Here is a 25,883-nt window from a genome sequence, read left to right as displayed (position 1 = left end):
AAAATCGCCGATATAATTTCATGTACCAAAACGTTTCATACAATACAAAGGTTTTTTCACATAATGAAATGTACATATGATTGAATTTTCTGTATAATCATATTTGCGGAGGGGATACGCATGAGAAGATGGGGAATTGAATTATTAATTTTAGCAGTCGTTATTATTTGGGGGATTAATTTTACGATTGCGAAATATGGACTTTTAGAATTTACAGCAATTGAGTTTACTGCACTTCGGATGATATCGGCGGCACCGCTTATGTTACTCCTTACATTTTTTATTGAAAAGTCGGTTTATATGGAGCGCAAGGATATACCTAGATTAATTATCGTTAGCGTTGTAGGTATTGTACTGTATCAAACGTTATTTATGGAAACTGTTAAATATACATCCGCTACCAATGCCTCTTTACTCATTTCTATTTCACCTATTTTTACAACTGTATTTGCGATTATCTTAAAACAAGAAAAGTTTTCTTCTCGAAAACTTATCGGTTCGATCATTGCCTTTTGTGGTGCAGCCTTAGTTTTAGTAGCAGGGAATTCACTTGCTAGTTCCTTTTATGGAAATGGGATTGGACTCATTACATCAATATGTTGGGGGCTTTATCCTGTTTTAGCAAGTCCATTAATTAAAAAATATTCAGCGCTACGTGTTACCGCATGGTCAGCACTAGTTGGCGCGATTCCACTCTTGCTTTTAAGTGGACCATACGTATTTATAATGCCATTTCACATTACACATGGAATAACACTATTCGCTTTACTATATTCTATTTTCTTTGTAACAGTATTTGGTTTAGTGATGTGGTATGTTGGTGTACAAAAAATTGGAGCGTCACATACGATGGTATATATGTATATAACGCCACTTGTAGCTGTTTTATTTGCAGCTGTATGGGCAAATGAATATGTATCGTTTCAACAAATAATCGGTGGAATTATTATTTTCTTCGGTTTATGGTTTGTGAAATCGGAGAAAGTAAAAGTGCATTCTACTGCAGGGGAACCTATATCAAAATAGGAAAACAGATCACCTATGATCTGCTTTCCTATTTTTTTATTTTTGGTAAGAAGATGAGAAATAAGATAGCAGTAATAAGAGGAATTAAGTTTAAAAATGGAATACGGAAGAGTGTGATAAGAATAATACCCGGAAGAAGGACACCGAGGACAGCGTAGAAAATACTATGGTTTTTCGTGTACCAATACAATGAAAGTCCAATAAGTGCAGGGATAATGAGGTGAATGAGAGCCATTAAAAAATAAATCATTAGACGCCCCCTTTATTTGTGTACTTATTACATCATATCCGTATGTTCATAGATTGATATCAATTTTTTCATAAATGGACGAAAAATGTTTGGAAAAACGTCACAAATTATGAAAATATGATGTTTAAAATCTTGTATAATATTATTTTCTAAAAACATTTAAACAACATAAACATACCGTTTATGTTGTTTTTTAATTTGAGTGAAATGGGTTTAAGTAGTATGAACTTGAAAGAGGTCTTTTGTTGGATAGATAAAAATTACTGAAGAAGAGGAGAACAGCATGATTAGTATGTCGTTAAGGTCGTTTAAAATTCAATCGTATTATATACTAGGTTTTCTTTTGCTAGGCTGGATGGTAACACCGTTTTCAGCGCATTTTTTAGGTGCAGGAATTGGACTTATTGTAAGTATGTATTGCGTTTGGCTTTTAGGGAGACGAATTGAAAAGCTTGGAGATAGTATCGTAAAGAAAACGAAAGCACCGACGCTCGGTATGTTTAATCGTTTTGCGGCTGCTATTTTGGGCGCTATTATTATGTACGAAATTGAGCACCATATGGTTATGTGGGCATTTGCAGTAGGGATTATGGGCGGTTATTTTTTAATCGTCGTTAACTTAGGTTATTATAGTATGAAAGATGAGAAAGAATTAACGAAGAGCTGAAAAACTAAAAAGAAGCGGTCAGGGCCTGTTTTAACCCCATGCGATGTGAAACGAGAGAGATGTAGTGATAGGGATATAATATATATGCTCGAAGCCGTAATTTGTATGTGTAAAAATGAATTTACCCTGGAATAAGGGATCCAGCGAGGAATAGTACAATAGGAAGCGAAACTTTTCATAAAATACAGGTTTCTGCTTCCAATAAGTTAACATAAAATCACGTAATAGTATGACCTTTATGTTCTTTAAAAAAGTTGGATATAATACAAAAAACTATTCCGGTAATTAGAATAATATATTTTATTGTTTCGCTTGTATGCTCAAATACATTAACGTTAAGCATTACAAGTCCCCAAAACATTTGAATCGCTCCGTAACTGAATAAAATTTTTCCTGTACGAGAAAAATTTTTCATAGACCTCCCCCTTTCCTGTATATGTAAATTGTATCATAAAAAAATAAAAAACGAATGATTATAGAATGAATTTTCTGTGATTTATCGAGAGAAATCATAGATGAAGAGAGAAGATATAGAAAGAAGCTTACGTAAAAAACGTAAGCTTCTTTTTTATGTAAGTGTGTGTAACCGTTAAGCCGCATTGGGTTTTGTCGGTGAGTACGCGAAACTTTACGGTTATACGACACTTATTCATATGAGTAAAGGGTGATTCCAACAGAAAGTTAGCACTTAAGCGATTGGGCCGCCTAAGTTAATAATGTCTTCAGATACGCTGTCGAACTTTTTGAAGTTAGCTTTGAATTCATTTGCAAGTTCGATTGCTTTTGCTTTGTAAGCAGCTTTATCAGCCCAAGTTTGTTCAGGCATTAACACTTCGTCAGGTACACCTGGTACGTGAAGTGGAACTTCAAGACCGAAGATGTCATGTTTAGCTGTTTCAGTTTTCGCAAGTTCACCGTTTAATGCTGCTTGAATCATTGCACGAGTGTAACCTAAGTTCATACGTTTACCAACGCCGTATTCGCCACCAGTCCAGCCAGTGTTTACTAAGAATACTTTCACATCGTGTTTCTCGATTTTTTCACCAAGCATTTCAGCATAGCGAGATGCATCAAGTGGTAAGAATGGTGAACCGAAGCAAGTTGAGAATGTTGCTTGCGGAGATGTAACACCGCGCTCTGTTCCTGCTAGTTTACTAGTGTAACCACTTAAGAAGTGGTACATAGCTTGTTCTTTTGATAACTTACTGATTGGAGGCAATACGCCAGATGCATCAGCAGTTAAGAAGATAATTGTATTTGGGTGTCCTGCAACACTTGGCAGTACGATATTGTCGATCGCATGCATAGGGTATGCAGCACGAGTATTTTCTGTTAAAGTAGTATCGTTATAGTCTGCGATACGCGTTTGGTCATTAATGATAACGTTTTCTAAAACGGATCCAAATGTGATTGCATCGAAAATTTGTGGTTCTTTCTCGTGAGAAAGGTTTACACATTTCGCGTAGCAACCGCCTTCAATATTGAATACACCGTTATCAGACCAACCGTGCTCATCATCACCGATTAATTTACGGTTTGGATCAGCAGATAATGTTGTTTTACCTGTTCCAGATAAACCGAAGAATAGTGCTACGTCGCCTTCTTCACCTACGTTTGCAGAGCAATGCATAGAAAGGATATCTTGTTCAGGTAATAAGAAGTTCATAATAGAGAAGATTGATTTTTTCATTTCTCCAGCGTATTCTGTACCGCCAATTAGTACGATACGTTTTTCGAATGAAACCATAATGAATGCTTCAGAGTTTGTACCGTCAACAGCTGGATCAGCTTTGAAATTCGGTGCAGAAACAATTGTGAACTCTGATTCATGAGTTGTTAATTCTTCTTCAGTTGGACGAATGAATAATTGATGTACAAATAGATTGTGCCATGCATATTCATTAATAACTTGAATTGGTAGGCGGTAATTGCGGTCAGCGCCTGCAAATCCTTTGAAGACGAATAACTCTTCTTTCTCTTTTAAGTATTCTAAAACTTTCGTATATAATTTATTAAAATGTTCTTCAGAAATCGGTTGGTTCACTGCTCCCCAAGCAATTTTGTCAGCAACCGATGCTTCTTTCACAATAAATTTATCTTTAGGAGAACGTCCTGTATATTTTCCAGTTGAAGCAGAAACGGCACCAGTCGAAGTTAATTTCCCTTCATTTCGCATTAATACTTTTTCCACTAATTGCGGAACACTTAGTTGAATCTGTGCATTGCTTCCGTTCAATAATTCGTGTAAACCAATTTGGACATTCACAGTACTCATATTTATATACCATCCTTTTCATTTAATGAAATATTTCTCGTAATCCCCAACAAGAGTATAACACAATTATATAAATAATGTATACTATTTATTTCTTTTTGTTTGTGTGAATGCATTATTTCCTTATTAATATTTCATTTCAGGCGCACTGAGAAAAACTTTCAGGAAAATGTGAATATTAATTGACAAATGAATATCATTTCTTTAGTATAGGTTGGGACGGATACTCTCTTATCCCGAGCTGGCGGAGGGACAGGCCCGATGAAGCCCAGCAACCTCACTTGTATTGGTAAATACAAGTGAATAGGTGCTAAAACCTGTGCGAGGCTACAGGTCTCGAACGATAAGAGCGAAGGGCAAAAAGCAGTATGCAAGTAGCAAATTAAACCTTTCCTCTCTATTATGTAGGAAAGGTTTTTCTGTATGCTTGTGTGGGAGAATAAATGTATGTCGCAATCTGTGGCAAATTAAGGATGAGTTCCGTACAATATATACAATTACTGTAGGGAGGTTTACCACATGACAAAAAAACGTCATCTGTTCACATCTGAGTCTGTAACTGAAGGACATCCAGATAAAATTTGTGACCAAATTTCTGATTCAATTTTAGATGCGATCTTATCAAAAGACGCAAATGCACGTGTAGCTTGTGAAACAACTGTAACAACTGGTTTAGTATTGGTAGCGGGGGAAATTACGACTTCTACTTACGTAGATATTCCAAAAATCGTTCGTGAAACAATTCAAGGCATTGGTTACACACGCGCAAAATACGGATTCGATGCAGAAACTTGTGCAGTTTTAACATCTATCGATGAGCAATCTGCTGACATCGCTATGGGTGTTGACCAAGCGCTAGAAGCACGCGAAGGTCAAATGACTGACGCTGAGATTGAGGCAATTGGTGCAGGAGACCAAGGTTTAATGTTTGGTTTCGCATGTAATGAAACACAAGAGTTAATGCCACTTCCAATCTCGCTTGCTCACAAATTAGCTCGCCGTTTAACTGAAGTACGTAAAGATGATACATTATCATACCTACGTCCGGATGGAAAAACGCAAGTTACAGTTGAGTATGATGAAAATGGTAAACCAGTACGTGTTGATACTATCGTAATTTCTACACAACATCACCCAGATGTTACATGGGAAGAAATCGATCGCGACTTAAAAGAGCACGTAATTAAAGCTGTAGTACCAGCAGAATTAATCGATGGAGAAACAAAATTCTTCATTAACCCAACTGGCCGCTTCGTAATTGGTGGACCACAAGGTGATGCTGGTTTAACAGGACGTAAAATCATCGTTGATACTTACGGTGGATACGCTCGCCACGGTGGCGGTGCATTCTCTGGTAAAGATGCAACAAAAGTTGACCGTTCTGCAGCATATGCAGCTCGTTATGTTGCGAAAAACATCGTAGCAGCTGGTCTTGCTGAAAAAGCAGAAGTACAACTTGCATACGCAATCGGTGTAGCACAACCAGTATCAATTTCAGTTGATACATTCGGCACTGGTAAAGTATCTGAAGACGTACTAGTAGAACTAGTTCGTAACAACTTCGATCTTCGCCCAGCTGGTATTATTAAAATGCTAGACTTACGTCGCCCAATTTACAAACAAACAGCAGCTTACGGCCACTTCGGACGTACTGATGTAGATCTATCATGGGAACGTACAGACAAAGCTGCAGCTTTAAAAGAGCAAGCTGGTCTATAATATATGAAAAAAAGCTTTGCGCGGTGAGCGCAAAGCTTTTTTTATTTATAATTACGTTGGAATAAAGCGAAGAGTTCAATGTCATGCCAAGTGCCGTTGCGAAATATAGCTTCTTTACAAGTTCCTTCATGTTGAAAACCGAGTGATTTATATAATTTAATTGCTCTATCGTTAAAAGAAAATACTCGTAAAGAAAGGCGATGTAAATTTAATTCTAAAAATGCATAATTCAATAATAAGGTGAAAGCTTCCTTCCCATAACCTTGCCCCCAGTAATCCTTTTTACCAATATCAATAATGCATTCAGCGTTTCGATTATACGAATCAATATGAATTAAAGAAGTAATACCAATTGGAAGGTTCGTAGCTTTTTCTTCAATGATATAGCTCTTAGAGTTTGGAGAATGAATAAATTGCTGGCAAAGTTTTTCTGTATCTTGTAAGGAATATTTATCAAGGTTAAGTGTAGTTGAACTCATAACGTCTATATCATTATGCCATTTATAATACGTTAGAATATCATCTTCAGAAAACTTTCGTAACTGGATACGGTTTGATTCAAACAATGTAAACACCCCTTTTGTATTTACTGGTCTTTGTTCATTATCCCAACACACGAGCTACAATAAACTTGTCCTTCTAATTCAATATATTTTTTCATATTCGTCATGCCATTCGCCGGAAATGGCATATGAATCCACGCTTTTTCATACGTTTGTATTTCTTTCCCGCATGATTTACAAAGGATTGGTTTCTTCTTGAACATATATAATCAACCTTTCATTTGACGTGCTTTACCTGCGCAAAAGGCACTGCTTATTAAAAATAGTGTCGCAAATATAATGCTCACCAATGTCGCGTATGGGATTGCTCCTTTTAAGGAAAAGCCGACTGTGATTGAAGCGATGAATAAGAGGATGAATGTTGTTGTTAATTTTTTATAAAGTTCCATAATATGTAGACCTCCGATTTATTTGGTAGTGCAATTTTAAAAACTGAATTTTAATCTGTAGAAAATACCAAAAAGTTAAAGGTTAGCTAACGATGTGAAGTCTAGGGGGACAAGAAAGGATGTTTTCATTTTCCTTTTTGTGGGTTAGTATACTTAGATTGTATCATGGTGCATTATTGGTTTCATACATAATTGTGTAAAGATATGTATGATAAAATGAAGAAAAGTTTTTAAGAAAGGAAAGATAAAAAATGAGCGTAACCGAACATAAAAAACAAGCGCCAAAAGAAGTGCGTTGTAAGATCGTGACGATTTCCGATACACGTACAGAAGAGACAGATAAGAGCGGACAACTATTACATGAATTGTTAAAAGAAGCAGGCCATACAGTGACATCTTATGAAATTGTAAAAGATGATAAAGAAAGTATTCAGCAAGCAGTTTTAGATGGTTATCATAGAGAAGATGTAGATGTTGTATTAACAAATGGCGGTACTGGCATTACGAAACGCGATGTGACGATTGAAGCAGTATCAGCGTTATTACATAAAGAAATTGTTGGATTTGGTGAGTTGTTCCGCATGATTAGTTATTTAGAAGATATCGGAAGCAGCGCAATGTTAAGTAGAGCGATTGGTGGTACAATTGGGCGCAAAGTAGTCTTCTCGATGCCAGGATCTAGCGGCGCAGTTCGTCTTGCGATGAATAAATTAATTTTACCAGAATTAGGTCATATTACATTTGAGTTGCATCGCCAATGAGTAAGTGGGCTGGAATTGTATTAGCGGGCGGTATGTCGAGTAGATTCGGTGAGCCGAAAGCATTAGCAAGCTGGCAAGGTAGTACGTTTATTGAGCATATTTTGAAATTGATGACAAGTGCGCTCCAAGAAGTTGTAGTCATTAGTCACTCCGATATAAAAGAGCGAGTAGAGCAACTCGTACAAGTTCCTGTTATAGAAGATATTCCGCATTATAAAGGAAACGGCCCACTTGCTGGAATTGTATCAGGAATGGAATACATAGAAGCAGATTGGTACGCTATTATGCCATGTGATGCGCCAAATGTTTCGCATGAGTGGTTTACCATTTTATTAGAGCAAACAAGCAATGAATATGATGCGATTGTACCTATTATTAATGGAAGAAAACAACCGTTACTTGCAGCGTACCATAACCGCGTGAAAGAAAAGATTTATGCTTTGCTTCAAGAAGAAAAAAGAAGTATGGGTCAGCTTTTATCACAATGTAATGTGAAATATATTGCTGGTGAAGATGTACAAGCGCATGCAGATTGGTTTATAAATGTGAATACGAAAGAAGAATATGTGCAGGCTCAAAAAGACCTTTCAAATGAATGAAAGGTTTTTTTGTATACAGAAATTGGGGAACAATTACTGTATAAAGGTATGTGAGTAAGTTGATTTTAAGGGGAATTCTTAAAATCACTATACAGTTAAAACACTGTATAACCATATATTAATTTTTATGGGTTTTTATTACAAGTCTGTTTAGTTATGTTTATTTTTGTTATAATGAATATAGGAATAAATTGATATTTAACCTTGTGTATTATTTACCCGACTTTAATGGGCAGTAAGACCCCCACCTCAAAATTCAGGAAAAGCAAAGAAGTTAGGTGGGGGATCAACTGCCCATAAAAGTCCGATTGGTTCAACTAATAATCAGTGGGGGATGAAGAAAACCCCCACTGATTAAAGTTTCACTTTATTTAAGTAAAGTTTACAACTGTGTAATAAACTCCCTTCGTTTTTTGAAGGGAGTTTTTCTATTTAAGCAAGTAACTCTGATTCGTTATGCTGAAGGACTTCTTCATATTGGTTAAGCAAGCCACGAAAGATCTCATCCCAGCTTTTTGATTTCGCATAAGATGAAGCTGCTATTCCCATCTGCTCCAGTTTTTCTTCATTTTGTAATAAAGAATAAATGGATGATAGAAATGCGTCCTCATTTTTGGGCGGACAAAGAACTCCCGTTTTTCCATCTGTAATAATATTTTTAACCCCGCCACTATTTGCACCGATGACAGGTGTGCCGCATGCAAGCGATTCAAGTACGACATTTCCGAATGTTTCAGTAGCTGATGGAAATACCATGATGTTAGAACAAGCATAGGCTTCAGCTAAATCCACGCCTTGTAAATAGCCAGTAAACGTGACATTTGTTTTCGGAACATCTTCACGAAGACTTGTTGCTAGAGGACCGTCTCCTGCTATAAGCCAATGAATGTCGCTTCGAGTATGTGCAGATTTAACGATAAGATTTTGCAACGTATCAATATCTTTCTCAGGAGCAATCCGTCCAACATAGGAAAGGACGTACTTCGCTGTAATATTATATTTTTTTCGGAATAGGTCTGTATTGTAAGCTGGATGAAAGAGATTGCAATCTACACCACGTCCCCATATGGAGAGGGCCTGAAAGCCTTTATGTTTTAATTGATGTAATGTTTCAGGAGAGGGTACGAAATTTTTTTGCATATGACTATGAAACCATTTTAAATAGTTCCAAAGCATATTGGAGAGAAATTCGATTTTGTAATAGCGTAAATAAGCATCGAAATCAGTATGATAAGAACCGACAACTGGTATGTTTAACTTTTTTGCATAATATAATCCACAAAGTCCCATGTTGAAAGGTGTAGCAATGTGAATCATGTCAGGTTTAAAGGAAAGAAGTTCTCGTTTAATGCGTGGAGTAGGAAAAGAAAAGCGACATTCTGGATATAATATTGTTAACGGGATACTTCTCATCTTGTTGACATTCGCTACGAAATTATCTTCAGCTGTATGCTGAGGAGCGAAAACAGAATAGGCGATTTTTTCTTTCTGAAAATATCGTGTTAACCGCTCTAACGTTTTCGCAACCCCGTTCACTTGTGGCGTAAAAGTATCGGTAAAAATGGCGACTCTCATCATATCACTCCTTTATGTGAAAAGTGGGATGAATTGATAAAAAGAGATGATGCCAGAGCAAGTGCCGAGGCACATACCGACGAATACATCAGACGGATAGTGAAGCCCTAAATAAATGCGCGAAATACCAACGCATAATGCTAACGGTAATAGGAAAATAAGTAAGCTTGGATTATAGCAAATAAATGGAATAAAGACAGAGAAAACAGCTGTTGTGTGACCAGACGGGAAAGAGTGGTCTTGTAATGGATGGACTGGATATTTTGCATCTTGAATTGTTAAATAAGGACGTTTTCGTGGATACCATCTTTTTAATATTTGCACAGGGACATGGCTAATTGCTAACGAAATAGCAGTTGCAATTGCAGCTTGGTGCAAAGTTCCATCTGCGAAAATTAAAAAGAACAGTGTGAGTGCGATGGAGAAAGTCGCGCCGCCGATATGAGTAATATTGCTGAAAAAGACGTTTAACGTTTTTTGATCAAAGTATCGGTTAATTCCTTTGAAAATGTAACATTCTATTTTATACAGTCCACTGACCTTCATGAAAATTCTCCTCCCTCGTTTACATATATATGGAGATATTAGCTTTTATTTTAATAAGATTTTGTTGAGGGAGTAATAATGTTTTGTAAAGAAAAAGTTAGATTTTATATAAAAAAGCTGCCAGTGTTATGGCAGCGGTAAAATCATTTTTGTAGTGATTTATAATATTGACCTTTTTCAACGTATTGCGTGCGAATTCGCTCCATGTCTTTACGGTCTTCCTCTGTTAATTCACGAACGACTTTCGCTGGACGACCGAAAGCTAATGTGTTTGGCGGGATTTTCTTTCCTTGTGAAACGAGGCTTCCAGCACCGATAAAGGCTCCTTCGCCAATTTCAGCACCATCTAATATAATAGATCCCATTCCAATTAAAGCATCTTTTTTAATATGACAGCTATGTAAAATAACTTGATGCCCAACTGTAACGTCATCTTCTAAAATAAGAGGATACTGTGGGCTTTGGTGGAGTGTACATTGATCTTGTACATTTACCCGGTCTCCGATGATTGTTGGTGAAACATCGCCGCGTATGACTGTATTAAACCAAATACTTGATTCCTCGCCAACGGAAACATCACCTGTAATGGTAACGTAGTCAGCGATAAAAGCACTACTCGCAATTTTCGGATTTTTTTCTTTATAAGGATATATCATGTAAAGCCTTCCTTTCCTAGAGACTAGTTTCAGTGTATCAAATTATGAAAAAGAGTGAAATGGAGGAGGTTCGTATGTGGAATTACGAAGCGGAGGAAGCAAAGGCTGTAATCGTTATTGTACACGGAGCGATGGAATATCACGGACGTTATGAAGCCGTTGCGGAAATGTGGAATCATAACGGTTACCACGTCGTGATGGGAGACCTTCCGTCACATGGAACGACTTCAAGAAATAGAGGACATATTGATTCATTTGATGAATACATAGAGGAAGTTAAATTATGGGTGAAAGAGGCAAGAAAGTATAGGTTACCTATTTTTATATTCGGTCATAGTATGGGTGGTCTTATCGTTATTCGTATGATGCAAGAAACGAAGAGAGAAGATGTAGACGGTATTATTTTAAGTTCGCCATGTTTAGGCGTATTAGCTGGACCTTCTGCACCGCTGCAAGCTGCCTCAAAAATATTAAATATTATCGCACCAAAATTGCAATTTGCAACGAATCTTACAGTGGAAATGTCAACTCGTAATCATGAAGTGAGAGATGCAATGGAGAATGATTCATTGTTCTTGCGCAAAGTATCAGTACGTTGGTATAGTGAATTGATTAAGTCTATTGAAATTGCTCATAAGAAAATAGATGATTTTCCAGACGTTCCACTCTTGCTAATGCAAGCATGTGAGGATAAACTTGTAGATAAAACACGTGTCCGTACTTGGTTTGATAATGTTAAAATAAGTGATAAGGCTTTTAAAGAATGGCCGAATTGTTATCATGAGTTATTAAATGAGTATGAGCGTGATGAAATTTTGAATTATATTCAGTCATTTACTGAAATACGCATCAATAACATAATAGAAACAAATAAGTAAATTATTTGTACATTGAATAGAGGAGATGAAGGAAGAAGTGAACGTACCGAGTAATCCCATAACGCTCATGGCGAAAGTATACCGTGATGTGTTTCCGGTTGTACACCATGAGCTAGCGATGTGGAAAGAGCGTGCCTACCATATTCCGAATGATGAGCTTCATAGTCAGGCAATCGCAAGTATTGAGCATAAAACGTTTCATTGCGAGGGCGGTGGCATTTTAGCGCTATTAGCAAATGAACACCGAGAGGAATGTATTCGTTTTATCGTAGCGTATCAAACGATCAGCGACTATTTAGATAATTTATGTGATCGCAGTACATCACTTGATCCAAATGATTTTGCCGCGTTGCATGAATCTATGTTAATGGCATTATCACCTGAAGTAGAAGGTGGCGGTAATTATTATCGCTATCGTGATGATCAAGATGATGGTGGTTATTTAGACGAACTTGTTGAAACATGCCAAGATGTTTTAAAGAAAACGAAGCACTATGACAAAATTGCTCCTATTCTTCATGAACTTGCTTGTTATTATTGTGATTTGCAAATTCATAAACATGTAAAATTAGAAGAAAGAGAACCACGATTACAAACATGGTTTGAAGCGCATAAAGAAAATTTACCGGAGATGAGTTGGTTTGAATTTTCAGCATGTGCCGGTTCTACACTTGGAATCTTCTGTCTTGTCGCATATGCCTTTCATGATGAATTACATGATGAGGATATTGCGAAAATTAGACAAGGATACTTCCCTTACGTACAAGGACTTCATATTTTACTTGATTATTTCATTGATCAGGAAGAAGACCGTATAGGTGGAGATTTAAATTTCTGTAGTTATTACGAAAACGAGCAAGTGATATTAGATCGTATGAAACATTTTGTAGAAGAAGCAGAGAAGAGCATTGGTGACTTGCCTCATGCGAAGTTTCATCGCCTTATAAGCCGAGGATTACTTGGTATTTATTTATCAGATCAAAAAGTATCAGCACAAAAGAATATGCACAAAATGGCACGGCGCATTGTAAAATACGGGGGCCTCACTTCACGATTCTTCTATTGGAACGGGAAGATGTACCGAAAGAAAACAGCGCAGTGATGAAGAAAACCACTCATGTAGAGTGGTTTTTTGTTATAATATGGTAAAGGTGGTGGCGAAATGAAGCAATTGTTTCAAAAGCTAATAGTAGATATTGTTTTTTTAATAAGTGGTAGAAAAAAAGAAAATAGTAAATAAAAAGCATTTGTACACGGTAGTACAAATGCTTTTTCATTATGAGCGTATTTTTGAAAATACATATATAAGAAGTTCAATCGCAAAAATAACTAATACAGATAGTCCAAATAAAGGCATGACAGCGCCTAGTATAACCATCATGATAAAGAAAACGATTATGCTTTTCTTATCTCTTTGCTTTGGCGGTGCTGCTAATTTTCCTTTCGGTTTTCTTGCTAACCACATTTTTATTCCGTAATAAATAAGAAGTAATAAAGATAATGTCGTTAGTAAGCATAATATTTTATTGGGCCATCCGAATAAATGACCTTCGTGAAGCGGGATACCATAAGTGAACCATTGTGCAAATAAGCCATAATCACGATAGTCTGTTTTGGAAATGAGTTCTCCGCTATATTGATCAAAGTAAGCTGTTATTTCTTCATTTGGTGCCACATCCATGCCCGTAATACCAGAACCGCTTGATTTCGAAACGGTGAATACCCCTTTCGGATCAGTTGGTAGTGAGATAACGTATGGCTTCTTTATTTCAATTCCTTTTTGTAATGTATCAACTGAAACTGCTTTCGGTTCATTTGAATTCGATTCAGGAGGTGCTTCTTTTCTAGTTGCCCACGGCAATTCTTTTACCTTCGATTCAGGCGGTGCCATATACAATTTCGGATATCCGAGTGATTCATTTGACGATGCAATTTTATAAATTTGGTTACCCATAAATCCTGACCATGGCAATCCAGATGCAACTAACAAAACGAGAGGAATTGTAAATATAATACCGATAATAGAATGACGCCGTTTTGCTTTTTCTCGCTTATTGGATGCCGGTGTGTTTTTTAATTGGCGTATACTCATGTACAACCCAGTTACAATTAAGAAGATTGTCCAACATGCCGCAAGTTCTACAGTATAGTTAACGACAGTGCCACCAACTAAAAGAGAACTATGTAATTCCCTCATAATATTGGCAAACGTTTCACTTGCGTTTTGATCCCCAACAATTTGATTATTATTATCTAAATACACATATTTTTGTTGCCCAGTATACTCATTTGCAATCGTAAGTCTCGTATTATAATCCCCATCAAACTCACTAATTTTCGCCACACTATAATGTGGATATTTTTTCTCTGTTAAGGAAATAGAATCAGCCATTGAAATAGATTCTGTTTGAGCACTCTTCCCAAAATATAAATCTTTATAGATGAAATCCTCAACCTCTTCCCGAAATAAATACCCAATTCCGCTTAGTGACAACGTAATAAGAAGCGGCGTAATAAAAAGCCCAGCATAAAAATGCCAACGCCAAAAAATGTAATGAAGCGAACGATTTACTTTCATACTTTCAGTTCCCCTAACCTTCCCTATATGAATAACTACTTATTTAATATAGCGAGATTAAGTGTGATTACTTTGAAAGAATTGTGAAGAAAGTTAAAAGTTTGTGGGATTTTTATTAAACATAAAACACATTTCAGAAGGAGTGTTTTCTATGTTTATGAAGATTTCTTTATATTTGATAAATACATCCTAACAACCGCCTCAGCAAGACATTTAGCAGAATCAATAAAATCCTCACTTGCCACCACATTCAAATCGGTACATGCGATAATTGCCGTATCAACTTCCTCTCTCAATTGTAAAACGAGCGCATTCCACAATTCGCGAGCTTCTTCAACCTCCCCAGATTTAATATAAGTAATGATTTGATTAATCATTTCCTGCCATTTTTCATCATGAATGTACTGTATATCACGTTTTGTAATCCCATCTTGATAAATCCCAGCTTGAACAGTTGCTTCTGTTGCAAGAAGAGCGACTCTTTTTACGTTTTTAGGAATTGCTTGTAACGTTTCATCGACTATATTTAAAATCGGGATAGAAAGAGATTGCTGTAATTCTTCAAAATAAAGATGCGCTGTATTACACGGCATAGCGATAAATTCTACGCCAGTACTTTCGAGTTTTTGTGCCCCTTCAATAATCGCTTTTTTCATCGCTTCGTGATCAATAGGGCGATCCATATAAAATGGTGTTGGGCACGAATAAATCATCATATGAGGAAAGTCCATATCATGCTTTGCTCCGTATATTGTTTGGCACTTTGCTACAACTGTATCGACGAATGGCCCAGTTGATTTTGGTCCCATTCCTGCTAGTATTCCGATCATTGTTTCGTCTCCTTTAATATGTAATTAAAAACGTTTTTTGCGAACGATAAACAGAAACAAGGTAAATAATAAAAATGAATATACGATAGCCCAAGCTGTGAGCCATAGCGTGTGAGTCAGTATATTATATTTGTATTGTCCAAGCATGAGAAAGCTTTCGACAGGTGGTAAAAACCATAGTAACTCTTTTTTAAACCGGATAGATGCGATCGTTATAAGTAATATGAATGTAAGGCTAAGCCAAGCGGTGCTTGCTTTTGGAATCATATTTCTAGTAAATAAAGATGCGATTGAAATTCCAAGTATAGAGAAAGACATATGAGCGAGAAATCCGACTAGAAATAAAGAAACTGTCATTTCTTCATTAAACATTTGCAAAATAATTGGGTAGATTACGGATATAAAAGATAAAACAGTACAAATGAGAAGAGCCGTAATATATTTCCCTACATATAGTGCGGAAATATTATTTGTGTGAGAAATCGTAATTTGTTCTTGTACAGGATCTTCGGTATGAAAAATTGTGAGTGTAATCCAGGCAGATAATAAATAAAGTGCGAGTGCTGTTTCTAAATATGTCGGTACAATAGGAGTCGGTTTATATGCATATACAAAAAGTAAGCTCATGAAGTACATCGCAATAGGAGGGACGTACTTATACGATTTTGTATAGTCGAGAAAGTGATAACGAATAAGAGCAAACATAATAAACCTTCTTTCGATTTAAAAGTTAGGTTGTAGCAGTGTGATAGATGCTTTTTTATGTAATAAAAACTGAAGTATGTCATTTGTATATTCTTTTTCGATGTGCAATTGAATAAAGTTTTGATTTGAATTGTGTGCAACGTGTATAAAACCGGATTGTTTTTGTAGTTCTATCGCTGAAAATGTTTCGTGAACAATTGCTTCAATATAGACTTGTTCTGCTCCTTTTTGTGCAGAGATATTTTCTGTGATTGTATGATTTGCTAACGTCACAATTCTATCAGCGAAGTTTTCTAATAGTTGTTTTTCGTGACATGTAAATAACACGGATATACCTTGTTGTTTTAATGAGAGTAAAATATGTTCTAGTTCTTGCTGAGAGTTAGAATCGAGTCCAGAAAGCGGTTCGTCTAAAATTAATAAATGTACGTCCGTAAGTAATGCTTGCATAATGCCTGTTTTTTGTTTCATACCTTTTGAAAAGTTTTGTACAACGGAATGCCTTGCATGAAGTAAATGAAACTTTTCAAGGAGCATCGGAATTTTATCTTTTACATATTTTGTTGATAAACCGTGAATGCGACCGAGATGATATAGATAATCTTCTAATGTAAAACGAATCCCTTCAGGAAAATGTTCAGGTACATAACCGATTTGTATATGTTCTTTCCTTTGAATTGTCCCTGCCGTATGTGAAATAAAGCCTGCAATTATTTTGAGTAGAGTACTTTTTCCAGTCCCGTTCCCGCCAACAATGGCGAGTGCTTCTCCTTCTGGAATGGATAAATCAATGTTGTCTAGTATAAGTGATTTGCCATACTTCTTTTGAATTCCCCTTAGTTCTACTAGCAAAGTTCTATCCTCCTATACAGTGTATATATCCATTATATAGGAGAATAACAAAAAGACGTGCAATAAGTGCACGTCTTTTTTTGTTATGTTTTGTCGATAAGTCGATATAGTGTGTCGAATCGTCGATATATTCGGAGTTACGATAGATATAATTGAAAAATCGTCGATATATTTATCGCTTCTCAATCGCCACAATAAATGGCGGGTTATTTTGTTGGTTAATGAAGCCGTAGCGCAGTACGTGTGCTTGTTTTTGGTCTAATTCTTCGGCAAATTTGAGAACAGCGTCGCGTTCTACTTGTCCTTCTGGATGTCCGTGGTAAATAACAAGGACGATGATACCTTCAGGTGCCATTACTTCTAATAGTTGTTCGATTGCCGAAATTGTTGAGTTCGGTTTTGTAACGATATGCTTGTCTCCGCCTGGAAGATAACCTAAGTTGAAAATTGCGCCTGTTACTTTTCCTTTTGCATCTTCTGGTAGTACGGATAGAAGTGTATCGTGACTATCGTGAACTAAAACAGTGCGTTCGAAAAGTTCTTTTTCTTTTAGACGAGTTGTTGAGCTTTCAATTGCCTCTTTTTGAATATCAAATCCAAATACTTTTCCGTTATCTCCAACGATTTCAGCTAGGAAGCAAGTGTCATGTCCGTTTCCTAAAGTTGCATCTACAGCATAATCGCCTTCTTTTACTGCCGTTTGCAAGAGAGTGCGAGCAAACGGTAATACACGTTCTAATTTCATTTTTGTTTCTCCTCATTTGCATATTTTCCTTGCCAGCTTCCGCGGCGTACAAATTCTGCATCGATGGAATTTAATACTTCCCATTTATTTAAGCTCCACATTGGACCAATCATTAAATCCGGTGGACCGTCACCTGTGATACGGTGCACAATTATGTCTTCTGGAATCATTTCAAGCTGGTCAACAACGAGACTTACGTAATCTTTAAGAGAAAGGAATTCTAGTTGGCCTTTTTCATATTGCTTCACCATTGGCGTTCCTTTTAATAAATGAAGTAAATGAATTTTAATTCCTTGTACATCAAGCTTCGCTACTTCACGAGCTGTTTCCATCATCATGTCGTAATCTTCAAGAGGAAGACCGTTAATAATATGAGAACAAACTCGAATGCCGTGCTTACGCAATTTATTTACGCCTTCAACGTAAGAAGGATAATCGTGAGCACGATTAATAAGATTTGCAGTACGTTCATGAACAGTTTGTAATCCGAGTTCAACCCAAAGATATGTGCGTTTATTTAAGTCCGCTAAATATTCAACGACATCGTCTGGTAAACAATCTGGACGAGTTGCGATAGAAAGACCGACAACGTCTTTTTCAGCTAGAAGCGGTTCGAATTTTTCTTTTAATACGTCAAGTGGTGCATGTGTATTTGTGTAAGCCTGAAAATAAGCGATACATTTTCCATCTTTCCACTTTGAGCGCATTTTTTCTTTCATTTCATGATATTGCGTTATAACATCATCGCGGCGATCGCCAGCGAAGTCACCAGATCCAGCAGCACTGCAAAATGTACAACCGCCATAAGCAACTGTACCGTCACGGTTCGGACAATCGAAGCCAGCATCTAATGAAACTTTAAAGATTTTTTCACCAAATTCATTTCGTAAATGGTAATTCCACGTATGATAACGTTTATTGTCGTTTGTATATGGAAAAGGGTTTTGAACCTTCATTACTTTCCCTCCTAAGCCGAGTCAAAATGAAACAAAATCCATTATAACATACTCATAAGGTTCATATGGAAGGGACACACTAAAGGGGAATTGAAGCAAGGAGGGACAATTATGGCAGAGCGTCAATCACTTGAATCGTATATTACACAAGCGGAACAAGCGGTGGAATATGCGAAAGAACAACTAAATCTTGGTATGAGACAAGAGCATTATAATACGATGGAGTATTCGGATGCGCAGTTACAATTAGAACAAGCATATAACGATTTACAAACGATGCAACAACATGCAAATGATGAGCAACGTGAGCAATTAAATAGAGCACGTATGGCAATTCGCCAATTGCAACATCAAATGATTATTACACCGCACTAATAAGGAGTGAATGTAATGGCGAAACGTTCAGATCAAAATAATCCAGAACAAAAAACGCAAAATGGACATAACGCTGAGTTTTCAAATGAACTTGATCCAGTTGTTCAAGTGAAACAGCGCAACAGTAAAAAAGGACAACCTCAAAAATCGAAACAATCAGAGTAAACCAGGTCGCAATATGACCTGGTTTTATTTTGCTATATGACAATAATGTAAGATTTCTGTAAGGTTTGTCGATAGTTGTAAGACTACATTTCCAGTAGAGTAGGGGAGGATTAACTTTTGGACAAGGAGTTGCTATATGGGGAACAATATGACAAACAAACGAATTGATGAGTTAGATTACATTCGTGGCTTCGCATTACTGGGGATTATTTTAGTAAATATTCTTGCACTACTTAACATTAAAATCCCAGATCCTAATACAGTAGATGCGAGTTATCAAAGATTTCTATACTTATTTGTAGAAGGGCGTTTCTTCTCAATCTTCTCATTCTTATTTGGAGTGGGATTCTATATCTTTATCTCTAGAGCAATTGCAAAGGGGAAAAATGGATATGTTTTATTTTTCCGCCGCTTAGTTGCACTATTTATTTTCGGTTTGATTCATCAAATGTTTCAGCCTGGGGAAGCACTAGCGTTATACGCAATTTGCGGGTTAATCGTTTTACCATTTTATAAGGCGAAAAAACAAGTGAACTTAGTCATTGGTCTTATTTTGACAATAGCTTTTAGTGTAATGGGAGTTAAAGAATTATTACCACTTGGCTTAATTTTATTAGGGCTTGCTGCAGGACAATATCGTGTATTTGAAAATCTTACGCAGAACATAAAGAAAGTCGCTATTTTTACAGGTATTATGTTTGTTTTAAGCGTAATAGCTGTATGGTATCAATATGGGCACGTTCCTGCTGAACCATTTATAAATGGGATAGTGGAAATTGAAGATGGAACAGTGGATGCTGCAAGCCAATTTTTAAAAATTGGTATTACAGTTGGACCAATTATTTCAGCTTTCTATGTTGGAGCATTAATTTTACTACTTCAATTAAAACCAGTTCAAACATTGTTAGCGCCACTGAAATATTATGGTCGTATGGCTTTAACGAATTATATCGGTCAAACTGCAATGATTTTAATCGCAGGAAGTGTATTTAACTTTGAAGGTAACTTAACGTACATGCAGACGTTATATGTATGTATCGCAATTTATGCAATTCAAATTGTGTATAGTGTGATTTGGATGAAAATCTTTAAAATGGGTCCATTAGAATGGATTTGGCGTGTTATTACGTATTGGACGGTAACACCTTTAAAGAAATAAAGAGAGAAGTGGGCTGTTCCTTTTGTGGAACAGCTTATTTTTATTGTCATTTTTCGTCGATAAGTCGATATATTTTGAAAATCGCCGATATAATTTCATTTACCAATTCAATATGTTAATAGTATTAATAGCCAAGCTTACAAGTACACCTTTGTTATATTACAAAAGTGTAAGGTAAATGTAATGTTAACAAATAGCAGTTCGCCTCTAAAAAGCGCAAAATAGGTAATGGAAAAACAAGCGTAGGAGGATATATATGACGAAACCAGTTGTAGACGTGAAAAACGTTCAAAAAGTGTACGGTAAAAAAGGTGAGAATCAATCGCACGCATTAAAAGGTGTATCATTCTCAATTCAAGAGGGTGAGTTTGTTGGGATTATGGGACCATCTGGTTCTGGTAAAACGACATTATTAAATGTAATTTCAACGCTTGATAAAGCAACGGGCGGCGTTGTTGAAATTGCGGGAACGGATATTACGAAAATGAAGCAAGGTGAGCTTTCGGATTTCCGTTCACAAAAATTAGGATTCATCTTCCAAGACTTTAACTTATTAGAGAATTTATCTATTTACGAAAACATTGCACTTCCACTTTCTCTTCAAGGTGTCTCGTCACGAAATATTGGGCCAAAAGTAGAAAAGGTAGCAGATATGTTAGGCATTTCAGCAATTCTTCAAAAGTATCCATCTGAAGTATCTGGTGGACAGAAACAACGTTCAGCAGCGGCGCGCGCACTTGTGCATGAACCTGCAATTATTTTAGGGGACGAGCCAACAGGAGCGCTTGATTCTAAAAATGCAACGAGTTTACTTGATGCGATGACAAACTTAAATAAAGATCAAGGTGTATCTATTATGATGGTTACACATGATCCGTACAGTGCAAGTTACTGTCAGCGTATTTTATTTATTCAAGATGGTGAGCTATATAAAGAAATTCATCGCGGTGGTACGCGTGAAGAGTTCTACAAAGAAATTTTAGATGTACTTGCAGACTTAGGTACACAAAAAGCGTAAGAAAGGAGGCTCCAGTATGTTATTTAAACTTTCCATGTCAGGACTGAAAAGTAAGCTGAAAGATTACATCGTCTTACTTGTCGGCCTTGTCATGTCGATTTCAATTTTTTATATGTTTCAAACGTTAGCTCTAAATAAAGCGTTTATTGAATCTAACTCGGTTATTCAATCAATTGGATTTGTATTCCAGGCAGGTTCATTTTTACTTGCTATTATAACGTTCTTCTATATTTTATATGCGAACTCTTTCTTATTATCTCTTCGTCAAAAAGAGTTTGGTATGTATATGATGTTAGGAGCAAAAAAGCATAAAGTTACATTACTTATGTTTATCGAAACGATCGTATTAGGCGCTGCATCTCTTGCGATTGGTATTACAGTAGGTGTAGGACTTGCAGAAGGTATCGGTCAGTTATTAATGAAACAATTAGAATTTGCAGGTGAAGGTTATAAAGCATTTTATCTGCCATCTATGACTGTTACTTGTATCTTCTTCTTTGCACTATTTGTATTGTCAGCAATTATGAATAGTATTAAGTTATCACGTATTTCTGTATTGCAACTTGTACATGCAGATGCACAAACAGAACGTGTTGCGGTAAAAGGAAAAATGACAGGTGTAGTTGCATTCCTTGCGGTTATTTTATTAGGTATTGGATATGCATCGATGATAAATATGGAAACGTTAAGAGAAATGGGAATCCTTATTGCATTAATTACAACAACAGCTGGTACTTACATGCTATTTGGCTCACTTCTTCCAGTCATTATTAAAAAGTTAAAAAGTAATAAAAAGCGTAGTGAAAAGGGACTTAACGCTTTTACATTTGCACAATTAAACTTCCGTATTAATAGTTTAACAAAGGTACTTGCAACAGTAGCAATGTTAGTTGCGCTTGGAGCCGGTGCAATTTCAGGTGGTATGGCATTTAAAAATAACGTTATAAAAACGGTTGATGGATTTGAAATTTATGATTCGATTATTCATAATCCTACAGCTGAAGAGAAGAAAATTTTAGATGGTATATCATTTAAAAATAAAACTGAGTATCGTTATAAAGTAGACGACAAATATATTTATTATGTAAAAGAAGATTTAGAGAAACATAAACCATTTATTCGAGATGGTGTAGGTAAGGCAAGTTTCGGTAAATATAAAGAAGTTTCAGGAGAAGCTCCAGTAGGTACAGTAGCAGGAGCAGTGCAAGATCAAAATGAAAAAGCAATGCCTGAAGAATGGGAAGAGGCATTTAGAACAATTCAACCATACTATATATACAAAGATCATGCCGTTAAAATTGTAGATCAAAAAATGTACGATACTGTAAACGGTAAAGAAGGAATTGTATTTACTGGAAAAACAGATGATTTTGTAGCATACACAAAAGAATGGAAAAAACTTGACGAGTTGCAGCTAGATAAATATAAAAATGTAAAAGCTGAACAAATGAATAGTAAATATCAAATGTATGACATGTTCTACGGAGTTGCGAGTGGAACAGTATTTATGGGATTCTTCCTTGGAATTGCATTCTTAGCAATGATGGCAAGCTGCCTAATGTTTAAAATTCTTTCTGGTGCATCAAAAGATATTACACGTTATCAAATGCTTCGTAAAATCGGTGTGCGCCGTGAATTATTAACGAAATCCATTTATAAAGAGTTATTCTTAGTCTTCTTATTCCCAGCGATTGTAGGTATCGCTCACGTATTAGTTGGTATGAATATTTTCGGATTTATTTTAGTTGATCCGTACTTCCGTATTTGGGTACCAATCGTAATTTTCGTAGTTATTTATGCGATTTATTACTTCATTACAGTTCAATTGTATAAAGGAATTGTTCTTCCGAAAGAAGATTAATAATAAAAACCGAGCAAAAACGCTCGGTTTTTATTATTTTCAGAAAAAACACTTCAATGTTACTGAAATGTATAATATAATGTAAGTAAGTAACATAATATAAAAGTAGAAGCAGCTGGAAAATGAAAGGAGGAATCCGATCTGTAGAAAGAGGCTGAACTTGTATCCCCCCTATTATTCCTACCCTTACTGTATTTGCACAATTATAAATTTCCAAACCTAAAAGTATATTGTAAAAATAATGGATAATACATGGAAATCTCATAGCCTGATAAGGTAAAATGGACAACATGATGAGAAAATTACCGTTCATAAGATGAGGAGAATACATGTATGGAAGTTGTAGAGGCATTAAAAGATATAAGCCAAATTGAGGCTATGAAAAAGTATTTAAAAGAGCACTCTCAGCGAGATTATCTTTTATTTGTTATTGGAATTAACACTGGATTAAAGATTACTGAGCTACTTAGTATGAAATTTGAAGAGATATTAAATGAAGATGGAACTGTTAAAGAGTTTTATTCTCTTCCTGTGAAAGATGAAAAGTTTAAACAAGATATTTATTTAAATACAAAAGTAAAAGAAGCACTTTTAGAGTACGTACAATCTATTGATGTGAAAAGAGAAAACTACGTATTTCAATCTAATAAAACGAAAAATTCAATTACGCGTCAACAAGCGTATCGTGTAATTCATAATGCTGCTGAAGCGGTTGGGATTGTTGGAAAAATTGGAACGAACTCAATGAGAAAAACATTTGGATTTCACGCGTACAAAAGGGGAATAGCAATTGCGCTATTGCAAAAGCATTTCCATCACGCGACACCGTCAGAGACATTAAAGTATTTGGGAATCTCAAAAGATGAAGAATTTAAAACAGAGATTGATGTAGATTTGTAAAAGCCGTAACTAAAAACTTTAGGAGGCGGAAATTATGAATATTAGAGAAAGTGAATTACCGGGCATTGGATGTAAATTTGAAGTTATAACAAAAGGTAATGAAAAAATGGTTATCGTTATTCATGATGATGGCCGAAGAGAAATGTATCATTTTGATGCGGATCATGATGAGAGTATTTCAAGCATTTCTCTTCGTGATTCTGAAGCGAGACAAATTGCGGCTATATTAGGCGGAATGGTATATAGACCACAAGCGTTAGACACGATTGAGATGGCTTTTGAAGGATTATCAATTGAATGGTTTAAGGTGGAAAATCATGCACCAGTCGTACAAAAAACAATTGGTAGCTTACATGTCAGAAAAACATATAACGTAACGATTATTGCTATTTTAAAAAAGAATATGAAGAAATTCTTTAATCCAGGTCCAGACTCTATTATTGAAGCTGGCGATATGCTCGTGTTATCGGGTGAAAGACATGAAGTGAAAAGAATTATTAATGAATTGCTTTCATCAGGAGGTGATTCATAATCGATGGATACTTTAATCTTTGAAGTTGGAACTGCGTTAGTATTAGTAGCTTTTGCAGCTATCCTCGCTGCGAAGTTAAAGTTCTCGATTATTCCGTTTCTCATTATACTCGGTATGTTAGTGGGGCCTCATGCCCCCGATTTAGGACTTATCGATTTAAGGTTTATTGAAAGCGGAGAAGTTATTTCCTTCCTCGGCCGTGTTGGCGTCATATTCCTCCTATTCTATTTAGGCTTAGAATTCTCAATAAAAAAATTAATTAAATCAGGAAAATCAATTGCTTTCGGTGGGACTGTCCACATATCACTTAATTTCATATTAGGTTTGCTTTATGGCTATGTGATGGGCTTCCCCTTATTAGAGACGTTAATTATTGCTGGAATCATTACAATTTCATCGAGTGCAATTGTTGCAAAAGTAATTGTTGATTTAAGAAGATCTGGTAATAAAGAGACAGAATTAATATTAGGAATCATCATGTTTGATGATATTTTTTTAGCTGTATATTTATCAGTCGTTTCAGGGTTAGTACTCGGTGGTGCCACATCATTTGTAGGTGCTCTTACATCGGTGTTAATCGCAGTAGGGTATATGCTACTATTCTTTGTAATCGCTAGAAAAGCTACGCCGTTCTTAAATAAAATATTAGATATTTCCTCAAATGAAATTTTTATTATCGTAATATTCGCTATTTTATTCTTCGTAGCAGGGTTTTCAGAAACGATTCATGTTGCTGAGGCAATTGGAGCGTTATTGTTAGGACTCGTCTTTTCTGAAACAGAGCATAGCGATCGAATTGAGAAGCTCGTCGTCCCATTCCGTGATTTCTTTGGAGCCATATTCTTTTTCAGCTTCGGTTTAAGCATAGATCCGTTTTCGCTTGGAGGAGCAGTCTGGTTGGCATTAGGAGCAGTTTTCATTACTCTAATCGGCAATTTTACTGCTGGAATGATTGCAGGACGTAAAGCCGGGTTATCCCATAAGGCTTCTACGAATATAGGTTTAACACTCGTATCACGCGGGGAATTTTCTATTATTGTAGCGAATATCGGCATTGCCGGTGGCTTAATGGCAGCGATTAAACCGTTCTCTGCTTTATATGTTTTAATATTGGCATCGTTAGGACCGTTATTAACGAAAGAGTCTGGGAGAATATACTCGCTACTAGATAAGGTGTTTAAATGGAGTGCGAAAGAACGTGCAAAGCGAGAAAAGGAAGTTGGATAGTATAAATAAGGGGAGGCTGCATGAACTTCATGTAATCTCCTCTTTTTTTAATTGTTACTGCTGTCGCTTTTTGTCG

30 protein-coding genes and 1 riboswitch are annotated in these 25,883 nt (G+C 36.1%); of the genes, 15 read left to right on the top strand and 15 right to left on the bottom strand.

The window, feature by feature from the left end; all coding sequences use genetic code 11:
* Positions 1-120: 120 nt before the first annotated feature.
* The gene (locus MR079_RS21195; protein WP_001255401.1) at positions 121-1,026 is read left to right on the top strand and encodes a DMT family transporter; all 906 of its coding nucleotides are present in this window, start codon (positions 121-123) and stop codon (positions 1,024-1,026) included.
* A 28-nt stretch (positions 1,027-1,054) separates the two neighbouring features.
* Here the strand turns inward: MR079_RS21195 and MR079_RS21190 are convergent, their stop codons facing one another.
* Complete coding sequence (locus tag MR079_RS21190; protein ID WP_000639042.1) at positions 1,055-1,276, bottom strand: hypothetical protein; 222 nt, start codon at positions 1,274-1,276, stop codon at positions 1,055-1,057.
* A gap of 283 nt (positions 1,277-1,559) precedes the next feature.
* Here MR079_RS21190 and MR079_RS21185 point away from each other — a divergent pair, with 283 nt between their 5' ends.
* Positions 1,560-1,943: an ATP synthase subunit I gene (locus tag MR079_RS21185; RefSeq protein WP_000624921.1), complete on the top strand. Its 384-nt coding sequence runs from the start codon at positions 1,560-1,562 to the stop codon at positions 1,941-1,943.
* A 217-nt stretch (positions 1,944-2,160) separates the two neighbouring features.
* Here the strand turns inward: MR079_RS21185 and MR079_RS21180 are convergent, their stop codons facing one another.
* Together MR079_RS21180 and pckA are read right to left on the bottom strand one after the other, a co-directional pair.
* Positions 2,161-2,358: a hypothetical protein gene (locus MR079_RS21180; protein ID WP_242294568.1), complete on the bottom strand. Its 198-nt coding sequence runs from the start codon at positions 2,356-2,358 to the stop codon at positions 2,161-2,163.
* A 273-nt stretch (positions 2,359-2,631) separates the two neighbouring features.
* Positions 2,632-4,218, bottom strand: coding sequence for a phosphoenolpyruvate carboxykinase (ATP) (gene pckA / locus MR079_RS21175; RefSeq protein WP_242294567.1), 1,587 nt, complete (start codon positions 4,216-4,218; stop codon positions 2,632-2,634).
* A gap of 228 nt (positions 4,219-4,446) precedes the next feature.
* Positions 4,447-4,568: riboswitch (SAM riboswitch) on the top strand.
* Between the two features lie 169 nt (positions 4,569-4,737).
* On the opposite strand from pckA, the gene metK reads away from it, so the two are divergent.
* On the top strand, positions 4,738-5,937 hold the full coding sequence (gene metK, locus MR079_RS21170; protein ID WP_000163115.1) for a methionine adenosyltransferase: 1,200 nt from the start codon (positions 4,738-4,740) through the stop codon (positions 5,935-5,937).
* A 41-nt stretch (positions 5,938-5,978) separates the two neighbouring features.
* Here metK and MR079_RS21165 read toward each other — a convergent pair whose 3' ends face one another.
* The 3 genes from MR079_RS21165 to MR079_RS21155 are packed head-to-tail and all read right to left on the bottom strand — an operon-like array spanning position 5,979 to position 6,889.
* Positions 5,979-6,503 (bottom strand): GNAT family N-acetyltransferase, encoded by a 525-nt coding sequence (locus tag MR079_RS21165; protein WP_087954022.1) that lies wholly within the window; start codon positions 6,501-6,503, stop codon positions 5,979-5,981.
* Between the two features lie 20 nt (positions 6,504-6,523).
* The gene (locus MR079_RS21160; RefSeq protein ID WP_139869795.1) at positions 6,524-6,703 is read right to left on the bottom strand and encodes a hypothetical protein; all 180 of its coding nucleotides are present in this window, start codon (positions 6,701-6,703) and stop codon (positions 6,524-6,526) included.
* Between the two features lie 6 nt (positions 6,704-6,709).
* Complete coding sequence (locus tag MR079_RS21155; protein ID WP_073530106.1) at positions 6,710-6,889, bottom strand: hypothetical protein; 180 nt, start codon at positions 6,887-6,889, stop codon at positions 6,710-6,712.
* 251 nt (positions 6,890-7,140) lie between these two features.
* On the opposite strand from MR079_RS21155, the gene MR079_RS21150 reads away from it, so the two are divergent.
* Both MR079_RS21150 and MR079_RS21145 read left to right on the top strand, forming a co-directional pair.
* The gene (locus tag MR079_RS21150; RefSeq protein WP_000117138.1) at positions 7,141-7,650 is read left to right on the top strand and encodes a MogA/MoaB family molybdenum cofactor biosynthesis protein; all 510 of its coding nucleotides are present in this window, start codon (positions 7,141-7,143) and stop codon (positions 7,648-7,650) included.
* The gene (locus MR079_RS21145) at positions 7,647-8,249 is read left to right on the top strand and encodes a molybdenum cofactor guanylyltransferase (RefSeq protein WP_242294566.1); all 603 of its coding nucleotides are present in this window, start codon (positions 7,647-7,649) and stop codon (positions 8,247-8,249) included. Before MR079_RS21150 ends, MR079_RS21145 begins: the two co-directional genes overlap by 4 nt.
* Before the next feature lie 432 nt (positions 8,250-8,681).
* Here MR079_RS21145 and MR079_RS21140 read toward each other — a convergent pair whose 3' ends face one another.
* The 3 genes from MR079_RS21140 to MR079_RS21130 form a co-directional block, all read right to left on the bottom strand.
* Positions 8,682-9,824 (bottom strand): glycosyltransferase family 4 protein, encoded by a 1,143-nt coding sequence (locus tag MR079_RS21140; protein ID WP_139869797.1) that lies wholly within the window; start codon positions 9,822-9,824, stop codon positions 8,682-8,684.
* Positions 9,825-9,836: 12 nt separating this feature from the next.
* Complete coding sequence (locus MR079_RS21135; protein ID WP_016718724.1) at positions 9,837-10,370, bottom strand: phosphatase PAP2 family protein; 534 nt, start codon at positions 10,368-10,370, stop codon at positions 9,837-9,839.
* 143 nt (positions 10,371-10,513) lie between these two features.
* Positions 10,514-11,026, bottom strand: a complete 513-nt coding sequence (locus MR079_RS21130; RefSeq protein ID WP_000640209.1) for a gamma carbonic anhydrase — start codon at positions 11,024-11,026, stop codon at positions 10,514-10,516.
* Between the two features lie 74 nt (positions 11,027-11,100).
* Here MR079_RS21130 and MR079_RS21125 point away from each other — a divergent pair, with 74 nt between their 5' ends.
* Together MR079_RS21125 and MR079_RS21120 are read left to right on the top strand one after the other, a co-directional pair.
* Positions 11,101-11,904: an alpha/beta hydrolase gene (locus MR079_RS21125; protein ID WP_000267430.1), complete on the top strand. Its 804-nt coding sequence runs from the start codon at positions 11,101-11,103 to the stop codon at positions 11,902-11,904.
* A 37-nt stretch (positions 11,905-11,941) separates the two neighbouring features.
* Positions 11,942-13,006, top strand: a complete 1,065-nt coding sequence (locus MR079_RS21120; protein WP_001102457.1) for a tetraprenyl-beta-curcumene synthase family protein — start codon at positions 11,942-11,944, stop codon at positions 13,004-13,006.
* Between the two features lie 174 nt (positions 13,007-13,180).
* Here the strand turns inward: MR079_RS21120 and MR079_RS21115 are convergent, their stop codons facing one another.
* The 6 genes from MR079_RS21115 to mnmL all read right to left on the bottom strand — a co-directional run bounded on the left by MR079_RS21115 (position 13,181) and on the right by mnmL (position 18,570).
* The gene (locus tag MR079_RS21115; RefSeq protein WP_242294565.1) at positions 13,181-14,482 is read right to left on the bottom strand and encodes a PepSY-associated TM helix domain-containing protein; all 1,302 of its coding nucleotides are present in this window, start codon (positions 14,480-14,482) and stop codon (positions 13,181-13,183) included.
* A 155-nt stretch (positions 14,483-14,637) separates the two neighbouring features.
* Positions 14,638-15,312 (bottom strand): aspartate/glutamate racemase family protein, encoded by a 675-nt coding sequence (locus MR079_RS21110; RefSeq protein ID WP_139869799.1) that lies wholly within the window; start codon positions 15,310-15,312, stop codon positions 14,638-14,640.
* 24 nt (positions 15,313-15,336) lie between these two features.
* On the bottom strand, positions 15,337-16,017 hold the full coding sequence (locus MR079_RS21105; RefSeq protein ID WP_139869800.1) for an ABC transporter permease: 681 nt from the start codon (positions 16,015-16,017) through the stop codon (positions 15,337-15,339).
* An 18-nt stretch (positions 16,018-16,035) separates the two neighbouring features.
* Entirely contained in the window at positions 16,036-16,869 is an 834-nt protein-coding gene (locus tag MR079_RS21100; protein WP_139869801.1) for an ABC transporter ATP-binding protein, read from the bottom strand.
* A 172-nt stretch (positions 16,870-17,041) separates the two neighbouring features.
* The gene (mnmM, locus tag MR079_RS21095) at positions 17,042-17,614 is read right to left on the bottom strand and encodes a tRNA 5-(aminomethyl)-2-thiouridylate-methyltransferase MnmM (protein ID WP_000764489.1); all 573 of its coding nucleotides are present in this window, start codon (positions 17,612-17,614) and stop codon (positions 17,042-17,044) included.
* Complete coding sequence (gene mnmL / locus MR079_RS21090; RefSeq protein WP_139869803.1) at positions 17,611-18,570, bottom strand: tRNA modification radical SAM protein MnmL/YtqA; 960 nt, start codon at positions 18,568-18,570, stop codon at positions 17,611-17,613. The genes mnmM and mnmL overlap by 4 nt, the downstream gene beginning before the upstream one ends.
* Before the next feature lie 111 nt (positions 18,571-18,681).
* Between mnmL and MR079_RS21085 the strand changes: the two genes are divergently transcribed.
* From MR079_RS21085 to MR079_RS21050, 8 genes are all read left to right on the top strand, one after another.
* Positions 18,682-18,945: a YtzC family protein gene (locus MR079_RS21085; protein ID WP_000840873.1), complete on the top strand. Its 264-nt coding sequence runs from the start codon at positions 18,682-18,684 to the stop codon at positions 18,943-18,945.
* A 15-nt stretch (positions 18,946-18,960) separates the two neighbouring features.
* The gene (locus tag MR079_RS21080) at positions 18,961-19,110 is read left to right on the top strand and encodes a hypothetical protein (protein WP_001129344.1); all 150 of its coding nucleotides are present in this window, start codon (positions 18,961-18,963) and stop codon (positions 19,108-19,110) included.
* 136 nt (positions 19,111-19,246) lie between these two features.
* Positions 19,247-20,269, top strand: coding sequence for a DUF418 domain-containing protein (locus MR079_RS21075; RefSeq protein ID WP_242294564.1), 1,023 nt, complete (start codon positions 19,247-19,249; stop codon positions 20,267-20,269).
* Positions 20,270-20,525: 256 nt separating this feature from the next.
* Entirely contained in the window at positions 20,526-21,287 is a 762-nt protein-coding gene (locus tag MR079_RS21070) for an ABC transporter ATP-binding protein (RefSeq protein WP_000165846.1), read from the top strand.
* A gap of 16 nt (positions 21,288-21,303) precedes the next feature.
* Positions 21,304-23,148: an FtsX-like permease family protein gene (locus tag MR079_RS21065; RefSeq protein ID WP_242294563.1), complete on the top strand. Its 1,845-nt coding sequence runs from the start codon at positions 21,304-21,306 to the stop codon at positions 23,146-23,148.
* Positions 23,149-23,481: 333 nt separating this feature from the next.
* Positions 23,482-24,048 carry a tyrosine-type recombinase/integrase gene (locus MR079_RS21060; RefSeq protein ID WP_000454214.1) on the top strand — a complete coding sequence of 189 codons (567 nt, stop codon included), beginning with the start codon at positions 23,482-23,484 and terminating at the stop codon, positions 24,046-24,048.
* Between the two features lie 34 nt (positions 24,049-24,082).
* The gene (locus MR079_RS21055; protein ID WP_001026046.1) at positions 24,083-24,580 is read left to right on the top strand and encodes a cation:proton antiporter regulatory subunit; all 498 of its coding nucleotides are present in this window, start codon (positions 24,083-24,085) and stop codon (positions 24,578-24,580) included.
* A 3-nt stretch (positions 24,581-24,583) separates the two neighbouring features.
* Entirely contained in the window at positions 24,584-25,807 is a 1,224-nt protein-coding gene (locus MR079_RS21050) for a cation:proton antiporter (protein WP_070807002.1), read from the top strand.
* Positions 25,808-25,883: the final 76 nt, after the last annotated feature.

This window comes from Bacillus cereus group sp. BfR-BA-01381 (genome assembly GCF_022663555.1).
GTDB lineage: Bacteria > Bacillota > Bacilli > Bacillales > Bacillaceae_G > Bacillus_A > Bacillus_A pacificus.
The sequence above is the reverse complement of the archived record's forward strand: the minus strand, read 5'-3'. Positions and strand labels throughout refer to the sequence as shown.

Bases quoted from the DNA above. Each gene is read 5' to 3' on its own strand.
- pckA (WP_242294567.1), bottom strand. From the start codon at position 4,218: ATGAGTACTGTGAATGTCCAAATTGGTTTACACGAATTATTGAACGGA.
- MR079_RS21140 (WP_139869797.1), bottom strand. From the start codon at position 9,824: ATGAGAGTCGCCATTTTTACCGATACTTTTACGCCACAAGTGAACGGG.
- MR079_RS21050 (WP_070807002.1), top strand. From the start codon at position 24,584: ATGGATACTTTAATCTTTGAAGTTGGAACTGCGTTAGTATTAGTAGCT.
- MR079_RS21195 (WP_001255401.1), top strand. From the start codon at position 121: ATGAGAAGATGGGGAATTGAATTATTAATTTTAGCAGTCGTTATTATT.
- MR079_RS21110 (WP_139869799.1), bottom strand. From the start codon at position 15,312: ATGATCGGAATACTAGCAGGAATGGGACCAAAATCAACTGGGCCATTC.
- MR079_RS21135 (WP_016718724.1), bottom strand. From the start codon at position 10,370: ATGAAGGTCAGTGGACTGTATAAAATAGAATGTTACATTTTCAAAGGA.
- MR079_RS21060 (WP_000454214.1), top strand. From the start codon at position 23,482: ATGGAAGTTGTAGAGGCATTAAAAGATATAAGCCAAATTGAGGCTATG.
- MR079_RS21065 (WP_242294563.1), top strand. From the start codon at position 21,304: ATGTTATTTAAACTTTCCATGTCAGGACTGAAAAGTAAGCTGAAAGAT.
- MR079_RS21125 (WP_000267430.1), top strand. From the start codon at position 11,101: ATGTGGAATTACGAAGCGGAGGAAGCAAAGGCTGTAATCGTTATTGTA.
- MR079_RS21145 (WP_242294566.1), top strand. From the start codon at position 7,647: ATGAGTAAGTGGGCTGGAATTGTATTAGCGGGCGGTATGTCGAGTAGA.
- MR079_RS21115 (WP_242294565.1), bottom strand. From the start codon at position 14,482: ATGAAAGTAAATCGTTCGCTTCATTACATTTTTTGGCGTTGGCATTTT.
- metK (WP_000163115.1), top strand. From the start codon at position 4,738: ATGACAAAAAAACGTCATCTGTTCACATCTGAGTCTGTAACTGAAGGA.
- MR079_RS21185 (WP_000624921.1), top strand. From the start codon at position 1,560: ATGATTAGTATGTCGTTAAGGTCGTTTAAAATTCAATCGTATTATATA.
- MR079_RS21070 (WP_000165846.1), top strand. From the start codon at position 20,526: ATGACGAAACCAGTTGTAGACGTGAAAAACGTTCAAAAAGTGTACGGT.
- MR079_RS21080 (WP_001129344.1), top strand. From the start codon at position 18,961: ATGGCGAAACGTTCAGATCAAAATAATCCAGAACAAAAAACGCAAAAT.
- MR079_RS21160 (WP_139869795.1), bottom strand. From the start codon at position 6,703: ATGTTCAAGAAGAAACCAATCCTTTGTAAATCATGCGGGAAAGAAATA.
- MR079_RS21180 (WP_242294568.1), bottom strand. From the start codon at position 2,358: ATGAAAAATTTTTCTCGTACAGGAAAAATTTTATTCAGTTACGGAGCG.
- MR079_RS21155 (WP_073530106.1), bottom strand. From the start codon at position 6,889: ATGGAACTTTATAAAAAATTAACAACAACATTCATCCTCTTATTCATC.
- MR079_RS21150 (WP_000117138.1), top strand. From the start codon at position 7,141: ATGAGCGTAACCGAACATAAAAAACAAGCGCCAAAAGAAGTGCGTTGT.
- MR079_RS21130 (WP_000640209.1), bottom strand. From the start codon at position 11,026: ATGATATATCCTTATAAAGAAAAAAATCCGAAAATTGCGAGTAGTGCT.
- MR079_RS21105 (WP_139869800.1), bottom strand. From the start codon at position 16,017: ATGTTTGCTCTTATTCGTTATCACTTTCTCGACTATACAAAATCGTAT.
- mnmL (WP_139869803.1), bottom strand. From the start codon at position 18,570: ATGAAGGTTCAAAACCCTTTTCCATATACAAACGACAATAAACGTTAT.
- MR079_RS21085 (WP_000840873.1), top strand. From the start codon at position 18,682: ATGGCAGAGCGTCAATCACTTGAATCGTATATTACACAAGCGGAACAA.
- MR079_RS21190 (WP_000639042.1), bottom strand. From the start codon at position 1,276: ATGATTTATTTTTTAATGGCTCTCATTCACCTCATTATCCCTGCACTT.
- MR079_RS21055 (WP_001026046.1), top strand. From the start codon at position 24,083: ATGAATATTAGAGAAAGTGAATTACCGGGCATTGGATGTAAATTTGAA.
- mnmM (WP_000764489.1), bottom strand. From the start codon at position 17,614: ATGAAATTAGAACGTGTATTACCGTTTGCTCGCACTCTCTTGCAAACG.
- MR079_RS21075 (WP_242294564.1), top strand. From the start codon at position 19,247: ATGGGGAACAATATGACAAACAAACGAATTGATGAGTTAGATTACATT.